The sequence below is a fragment of the Tenacibaculum sp. MAR_2009_124 genome (assembly GCF_900105455.1).
Lineage (GTDB): Bacteria > Bacteroidota > Bacteroidia > Flavobacteriales > Flavobacteriaceae > Polaribacter.
This window is the reverse complement of record NZ_FNSF01000004.1, coordinates 1-9,815: the sequence shown is the minus strand read 5'-3', so window position 1 is coordinate 9,815 and position 9,815 is coordinate 1. Positions and strand designations below refer to the sequence as shown.

The 9,815-nt window shown below is 39.3% G+C and carries 3 protein-coding genes; all 3 read right to left on the bottom strand.

Annotation, left to right across the window (positions count from 1 at the left end; genetic code table 11):
- Positions 1 to 581: 581 nt before the first annotated feature.
- A complete protein-coding gene (locus tag BLW23_RS11085) occupies positions 582 to 2,501 on the bottom strand; it encodes an OmpA family protein (protein ID WP_093669818.1) in 1,920 nt (639 codons plus the stop codon).
- 30 nt (positions 2,502 to 2,531) lie between these two features.
- Positions 2,532 to 3,455: a PorP/SprF family type IX secretion system membrane protein gene (locus BLW23_RS11080; RefSeq protein ID WP_093668386.1), complete on the bottom strand. Its 924-nt coding sequence runs from the start codon at positions 3,453 to 3,455 to the stop codon at positions 2,532 to 2,534.
- A 360-nt stretch (positions 3,456 to 3,815) separates the two neighbouring features.
- A partial coding sequence (locus BLW23_RS11075; protein WP_143032151.1) for a T9SS type B sorting domain-containing protein occupies positions 3,816 to 9,815 on the bottom strand: 6,000 nt, incomplete at its 5' end.

Here is a 9,815-nt window from a genome sequence, read left to right as displayed (position 1 = left end):
ATTGTAATTTTTAATTATGATTTTTTCATTCTTGGTAGGGACTACCAGTTCATTAAACTAGATAATAATGCGGTAAATCGTAGCTTTCTTAGTTGAAAGAACAAAATGTAACGATAAACTGCTGAATACATACAGTTTAACATAAAAACAACACTTCAAAAAAGGCCACATTAAGCCAATAGACTATCTCTAGTTCTTCTAGTTATTTGAGAAATAAATGTTTGTATTTATCTATGTTTCCGTAGTGAATAAATGTCGATAAATGGATGAATAATTTGCGTAGTTTTGGGGGTAATTTTTACGTTTCATTATTTGATAGTTGTCCTGATTAATCACTCCCATTGGGGTATGGGATATCGTTTTATCTTAAATTATGTAGTAGGTATTCGGTTAACTAATTAAGGATAATATGATTCTTTCATTTCACCTTTAATTATATAACCACTAATATAGTAAATTTCAATATAACCTCACAATTAAAAAACAATATATTCCTCTATAAATCAAAAGATTGCAACAAAAAAGCCATATTATTTCTAATATGACTCTACGAATTAAGATAAGACTAATTACGAGTTCTATTAATTACTCGATTTAACGTTATCAGCTCCCTTGACTATAAAAAAGTAAGATCGCCTGTTTTGTTCATGCTCTTCTTCTGTGCAATCTTCCCCGCAGTTGTTTAATAACTGACGTTCTCCATAGCCAACAGCGCTTTCTATTCTATTTAAGGAAATTCCTCTTGATACAATATAGTCTCTTGTTGAATTTGCTCTTCTTTGTGATAAACTTTTATTATATGCTGAAGTTCCTCTGCTATCTGTATGTGATTCTATTCGAATGATCATTTCTGGATAGGATTTCATTACACTTACAATATGTTCTAATTCATATTCCGCATCTGCTCTTATACTCTCTAAATTGAAATCAAAATATATGGGATTGATTACGATTTGATCTTCCACTATTAATGATTCTAAAGCAATGTTTGCTTGTAATTGTTTCTTATCAATATCTAAAGTAGTTTGTTCTAACTGATTCTGAAGATATTCAGGTTTGGATGCTACCACAATATACTTGCGCTCACAATCTATTTCTGTAAAGCTATATCCTCCATCTGAACTTGTAATTTGTTCCGAAATCGGTTCTCCTTTATCATCGATTAATCGTACTGATACTCCTGAGATTGGAGTGCCTGTTTTGTTTTCACTAACAACTCCGCTAATAGCCTCTTTACATTGGTAAATTCTAAAACTATAAATATCATCATCTCCCTTTCCTCCTTCTCTATTCGATGAAAAATAGCCCGCCTTTCGGTCTTTGTCTATAATAAAACTAAAATCATCTAAAGGACCATTGATCGGTGCTCCTAAATTTACAGGTTCTCCATAACCTAATCCTTCCAACTTACTTTCAAAAATGTCTAAAGCTCCTAATCCTAAATGTCCATCAGAGGCAAAATATAAGCGATTGTTCGATCCAATATATGGAAACATCTCTCTTCCTTCTGTATTAATGGTTTTTCCTAAATTCTCCGGTTCTCCAAAAGTTCCATCTTCTGATATCGATACTTGGTATAAATCCGTTGCTCCATAACCACCAGGCATGTCTGATACAAAATAAAGTGCTCCCTCATCAGCACTCAATGAAGGGTGACCTGATGAATAATCATCACTATTAAAAGGTAACTCTTCTATTGCTCCCCAAGTATCATCATATTGCTTTTTGGCTCGATAAATCTTTAATTTAGCTGTCTTCTCTATATTTCCTGAAGCATTATCTCGAGTAAAGTACAATGTAGTTCCATCCTTGCTAATAATAGCATTCGATTCATGGAACTTGCTACTTAACGATTCTATTTTTTCCGAAGCGCCTACATCCAAACTCCCTCCTTCTTGTAACCGTTGTTCTTCAGATTTATAGATATTTAAATATGGTTGATTATTCCATTTGTATAATTTCTTATTCTCTGAATCTGCTCTGGTTGATGAAAAATATAAGTAGCCTCCATCAACAAAACTTCCAAAATCTGAATATTTTGTGTTGATTGCCAAATTATGAATATTTACATAGGTTTTGGGTCTGTTAGTATATTCTGAAAAGTATTGCTTATTGGCCTCTAAAGCCAACACCCTGCTATCATCTCCTTTTAAACTCTTTAATTTAAGTAGCCATTTGTCTGACTCTGGTACATTCCCATTACTCTTTAATACCTGAGCATATCGAAAGAAATGTTCTGGTGAAGCTACTCCTTCATACTGCTCCATAAGTTTCTTATATGAATCTTCGGCCTTTGTATAAGTGGATGTAAAATAATAAGAGTCTGCCAACCTACTGATAACCTGGTAAGACTGATCTCCTTTATCATATAGCTGCTGGTATAACTCTGCTGATTTACTATAGGCAAATTCTTTAAAGTAACGATCAGCCGCATAACGACGTTGACCATAACTGGTAAAACAAACTCCTAATAATAACAGTATAACAATGATGCGTTTCATATTCTCCTGTTTTTGTTTCCTTATCTTCTATTAAAAAAATCTTGGTGATTTCACTGTTTGAGGTCTAAACATTTCATATCGTAATAAAACCTCGTGTGTCCCTGAATTGTAATTGCTATAATTCGATGTTGTTAAATCATATGCATAGCCGATTTGTAATGATCTACTTACCTGAAATCCTAACAAAGCACTAATAGAATCATCCCAACGCCAAGCAACTCCTGCTCGAAACTTCTCATTAAATAAAAAGTTTGCCGAAACATCTAAGGATAATGGTGCGCCACTTACAACTTTAGTTAGTAAAGCTGGCTTAAACTTTATACTTTCACTTAAATCAAATACATATCCTGCTATAAAAAAGTAGTGCATACGTTCTACTGCAACACTTCCGCCTCCACTTACATCATCATAATGCTCGGTACGTAAAATATTGGGTACAGCCAATCCTACATACCAATTGTTGGTGTAATAATAAACTCCTGCTCCTATGGTCGGTAAAAACCTATTAATCGGTGAGGCCAATTGTAAATCATCTTTATCGCGATAGATTCCCTTAGTCCAATCAATATTGAAAAAACGTCCTCCTAATTTCATCCCAAAGGCTAAATTAGCTTCATCGGTAGTACGAACCGTATAAGATACATTAGCATCTAAGTAAGTCTCTCGTGATGGTCCTATGACATCATTTACTAAATTAATTCCTAATCCAACACCACTATAACCTATTGGTGTATCATAACTCAAGGTTTGCGTTTGAGGTGCTCCTTCAACTCCTACCCATTGTGCGCGACCTAATAAATTAATTACTCCATGCCCCTTAGATCCAACATATGCAGGATTCACACTCATCGTATTAAACATGTACTGTGTAAAATGAGGATCTTGTTGACCGTAAAGGGTAATACTACTTATTACTAAACTTAGTATTAACAGATTCTGTACTATCTTATTCATCTTTTTATACTTTTGATCTTATCTTAATCGTTGTCTAAACATCATACTAAACATCTCTTTTTCAATACTTCATTCCTAAAAATTCTCTTTAAAATCGATAGTTCCCTTATGGACTAAAGTAATTTTTTACCTAGTATAATTCTTATCAAAGGCGGTAATATCCAAATATCCTTCGATAAAACAACTTGTTGCTTCGTCTAATAGAGCACTCTTTCACTACCTTCCTTTATTTCTTTTTCTATACTCTTAAGCTCAAAAGCACCCTAGAAACCGAACATTTCTAAAATCACTTTTGAGCATATAAGTTAATAATTTGTTTTTATTTCTTTTTTAAACATCTTTCTTTGATACAAAACGGGATTAGTTTCTATTAATATAAATCCAACCTGTTCTTGGTTTAGCACCATTGCCTAAATCTATTACATAATAATAAGTTCCTGATGGTAACTGCTCATCTACCTGAACATTTAAACGTCCATTAGATTCTCCTGTCCAGCTATTGTCATACCTATTTTTACTATATACTAGATTCCCCCAACGGTTATAAACTTCTAAGCGGTTGTTCTTATACATCTCTTCTCCAATACATGAAATGACAAACGTATCATTCTGACCATCTCCATTTGGTGTAAACTCATTGTAAACAGTTAAACATGGCAATGTATCTGGATCTAAATAATCTGGGGTTCCATCCTCATCGGTATCTAAGGCATCATCAGGAGTACCATCGCCATTATTGTCTGCATTTTCGTCAACCGTATCAATACCATCACCATCATCATCGGTATCTAAATAATCTGGAATACCATCTTCATCGGTATCATCATTATTTGGATCTCCATCGCCATCAACATCCTCTTCTAAGGTTAAGATACCATCGCCATCATCATCTATATCTTGGTAATCTGCTGTTCCATCACCATCTAAATCTGGCGTATCAGGTACATCGCCTCCATTATCTGGGTCCACTGAATCTACCATACCATCGCCATCGGTATCGGTAACATCATCAATCATACCATCACCATCGCTATCTAATGACGTATCACTTCCTCCTTCTTGAAGATCGCTAATACCATCGTTATCACTATCTAAATCTTGATAATCTGGAGTACCATCGCCATCAGTATCTGTGACATCAGGAGAACTTCCTCCATCATCTGGATCTACTGAATCTACCATACCGTCACCGTCACTATCCGTGGTACTATCTATTTTACCATCATTATCAATATCTAAATTAGGATCTGAACCGCTTTCTACTAAATCCGAAATACCATCATTATCACTATCCAAATCTTGGAAATCTGGATTACTATCGCCATCGGTATCTACTGGATCAGTGCTTCCGCCTGCAGCTACATCATTATCATCATTATCAGCTGTATCTACAATACCATCGTTATCGGCATCTATTGTGCTATCAAGTACTCCATCGCCGTCGGCATCAAGTGTCGCTGCATCTTGGCCACTCTCTATTAGATCAGAAATACCATCGCCATCACTATCTAAATCTAAATGATCTGGAATACCATCGCCATCGGTATCTCTATTTGGATCTCCCGCTTGTTCTACACTATCTAAGATTCCATCATTATCAGAATCTAGATCATATAAATCTTCGATACCATCTCCATCGGTATCGGTAGTCAAGGCATCTCCGAAACCTTCTAAACCATCAACAGAATCTGCAATACCATCACCGTCACTATCCGTTTGATCATCAATAACGCCATCGCCATCGGCATCTAAACTTCCTGGTAAGGCATCATTATTTGGTTCTATTACATCTGGAGTTCCATCGCCATCTTCATCTGGCAGATTATTTCCATCTACTAAATCTCCTGTGTCTATTTGACCATCTCCGTCGGTATCTGTTCCTCCTGCTTCATCTACATCATTGATACCATCGCCATCACTATCTAAGTCTTGGTAATCTGGAAGTCCGTCGCCATCGGTATCTGGTCCTGTTGATGCAGTTCCTCCATTATCTGGATCTACTGAATCAGCCAGTCCATCGCCATCGGTATCGGTCTGATCATCAATCACACCATCATTATCAGTATCTAAACTAGGATCGCCTCCGCCTTCTATAAGGTCGGATACTCCGTCATTATCACTATCGGTATCTTGGAAGTCTGGCATTCCATCGCCGTCACTATCCGTTGGCGTAGTACTTCCGCCTGCATTGATGTCATTATCATCATTATCAGCCGTATCTACAATACCATCGTTATCGGCATCTACTGTGCTATCTAACATTCCATCACCATCGGCATCAAGTGTTGCTGCATCTTGGCCACTTTCTACAATGTCTAAGATTCCATCGCCATCACTATCTAAATCCAAATGATCTGGAATACCATCGCCATCGGTATCTCTATTTGGATCGCCATCTTGCTCCACGCTATCTAAGATTCCATCATTATCAGAATCTAAGTCATGGATATCTGCAATACCATCGCCATCAGTATCGGTTTGTTCTGTATCTCCAAAGCCAACTAAGCCATCTACTGAATCTGCAATACCATCACCGTCACTATCTGTTTGATCATCAATTACGCCATCGCCATCTAAATCTAAGTTACCTGGCAAGTCTGGATTGTTTGGTTCTTCTACATCTGGAGTTCCATCTCCATCTGTGTCTGGTAGATTGTTTCCATCTACTAAATCTCCTGTATCTATTTGACCATCTCCGTCCGTATCTGTTCCTCCTGCTTCATCTACATCATTGATACCATCGCCATCACTATCTAAGTCTTGGTAATCTGGAAGTCCATCTCCATCAGTATCTGGTCCTGTTGATGCAGTTCCTCCATTATCTGGATCTACTGAGTCTGCCAGTCCATCGCCATCGGTATCGGTCTGATCATCAATCACACCGTCATTATCAGCATCTAGACTAGGATCGCCTCCGCCTTCTATAAGATCGGATACTCCGTCATTGTCACTATCGGTATCTTGGAAGTCTGGCATTCCATCGCCGTCACTATCCGTTGGTGTAGTACTTCCGCCTGCATTGATGTCATTATCATCATTATCAGCTGTATCTACAATACCATCGTTATCAGCATCTACTGTGCTATCTAACATTCCATCTCCATCGGCATCAAGTGTCGCTGCATCTTGTCCACTTTCTACAATGTCTAAGATTCCGTCGCCATCACTATCTAAATCTAAATGATCTGGAATACCATCGCCATCGGTATCTCTATTTGGATCACCATCTTGCTCCACGCTATCTAAGATTCCATCATTATCAGAATCTAAATCATGAATATCTGCAATACCATCGCCATCTGTATCGGTTTGCTCTGCATCTCCAAAACCATCTAAACCATCTACTGAATCTGCAATACCATCACCATCACTATCTGTTTGATCATCAATTACGCCATCGCCATCTAAATCCAAGTTACCTGGCAAGTCTGGATTGTTTGGCTCTTCAACATCTGAGGTTCCATCTCCATCAGTGTCTGGTAAATTGTTTCCATCTACCAAATCTCCTGTGTCTATTTGACCATCTCCGTCGGTATCTGTTCCTCCTGCTTCATCTACATCATTGATACCATCGCCATCACTATCTAAGTCTTGATAATCTGGAAGTCCATCGCCGTCACTATCTGATCCTGTTGATGCAGTTCCTCCATTATCTGGATCTACTGAATCAGCCAGTCCATCGCCATCGGTATCGGTTTGATCATCAATCACACCATCATTATCAGTATCTAAACTAGGATCGCCTCCGCCTTCTATAAGGTCGGATACGCCGTCATTATCACTATCGGTATCTTGGAAGTCTGGCATTCCATCGCCGTCACTATCCGTTGGTGTAGTACTTCCACCTGCATTGATGTCATTATCATCATTATCAGCCGTATCTACAATACCATCGTTATCAGCATCTACTGTGCTATCTAACATTCCATCTCCATCTGCATCAAGTGTCGCTGCATCTTGGCCACTTTCTACAATGTCTAAGATTCCGTCGCCATCACTATCTAAATCTAAATGATCTGGAATACCATCGCCATCGGTATCTCTATTTGGATCACCATCTTGCTCCACGCTATCTAAGATTCCATCATTATCAGAATCTAAATCATGGATATCTGCAATACCATCGCCATCTGTATCGGTTTGTTCTGCATCTCCAAAGCCAACTAAGCCATCTACTGAATCTGCAATACCATCACCGTCACTATCTGTTTGATCATCAATTACGCCATCGCCATCTAAATCTAAGTTACCTGGCAAATCTGGATTGTTTGGCTCTTCAACATCTGGGGTTCCATCGCCATCAGTGTCTGGTAGATTGTTTCCATCTACCAAGTCTCCTGTGTCTATTTGACCATCTCCGTCGGTATCTGTTCCTCCTGCTTCATCTACATCATTGATACCATCGCCATCACTATCTAAGTCTTGGTAATCTGGAAGTCCATCGCCGTCACTATCTGGTCCTGTTGATGAAGTTCCTCCATTATCTGGATCTACTGAATCTGCCAGTCCATCACCATCGGTATCAGTTTGATCATCAATCACACCGTCATTATCAGCATCTAGACTAGGATCGCCTCCGCCTTCTATAAGGTCGGATACTCCGTCATTATCACTATCGGTATCTAAATAATCTGGTGTTCCATCTCCATCGGTATCGGTTGGACTCGTTGGATCAGTACCAACCTCTTCGCTGGTTGGAATTCCATCGCCATCATCATCAGTATCTAAGACATCTGGAATACCATCTCCATCTGAGTCGTCTGGTCCGTTTCCATCTCCGTCTGCATCGTATTCTGAACCATTGCTTATTCCATCACCATCACAATCCCCTGTGGCTATTGCAAATGGATTTGGGATACATGGATCTGCTGGATTTGGATCAATCACATCACATACGCCATCACCATCACTATCCGTTACATTTGGATTACATGGGTCGGTTGGATCGGGATCTATTGTATCACAAACGCCATCATTATCTATATCTGTTGCATTAGGTATACATGGATCCGTTGGATCGGGGTCTACCGTATCACATACACCATCGCCATCTGCATCCGTGTTATCCGGTATACATGGATCACTTGGTGCTGGGTCTATGGTATCACAAACGCCATCACCGTCTTCATCATTACTATTTGGATTACATGGGTCTGCTGGATCGGGGTCTATCGTATCACAGATTCCATCACCATCTGCATCAGCGCTATCTGGGCTACATGGATCTGTTACATCTGGATCGACTGTATCACATACACCATCACCATCCTCATCATTACTATTTGGATTACATGGATCTGCTGGATCGGGGTCTACTGTATCACAAACGCCATCGCCATCTGCATCTGTGTTATTTGGTATACATGGATCTGTTGGATCGGGATCTACGGTATCACATACACCATCGTTATCCTCATCATTACTATTTGGATTACATGGGTCTGCTGGATCAGGGTCTACCGTATCACAAATACCATCGCCATCTGCATCTGTATTGTTTGGTACACATGGATCCGTTGGATCGGGATCAACAGTATCACAAACGCCATCATTATCCTCGTCATTACTATTTGGATTACATGGATCCGCTGGATCGGGATCTACTGTATCACAAATACCATCGCCATCTGCATCTGCACTATCTGGATTACATGGGTCTGTTGGATCTGGATCTACCGTATCACAAACACCATCATTATCTTCATCACTACTATTTGGGTTACATGGATCCGCTGGATCGGGATCTATAGTATCACATACGCCATCGCCATCTGCATCTGTATTATCTGGGCTACATGGATCATTTGGATCAGGATCAACACTATCACAAACACCATCGCCATCACTATCCGTTCCATTTGGAACACATGGATCTGCTGGATCGGGATCTACGGCATCGCAAATACCATCGCCATCCGCATCTGGTGCTCCTATTGGACATGGATCTGTTATATCTGGATCTACCGTATCACAAATACCATCTCCATCTACATCTGTTCCATTTGGTATACATGGATCCGTTGGATTTGGATCGATCGCATCACATACGCCATCACCATCGGTATCTGCTCCATTTGGACTACACGGATCTGTTGGGTCAGGATCTACTGTATCGCATACGCCATCGCCATCGGTGTCTAATGCATTTGGATCACATGGACTATTTGGATCAGGATCTATCGTATCACAAATACCATCACCATCGGCATCTGTTGCATCTGGAATACATGGATCTGTTGGGTTTGGATCTATTGCATCGCAATAACCATCACCATCTTCATCTGCACTATCTGGATTACATGGATTATTTGGATCGGGATCTATCGTATCACAAATACCATCGCCATCCGCATCTGTTGC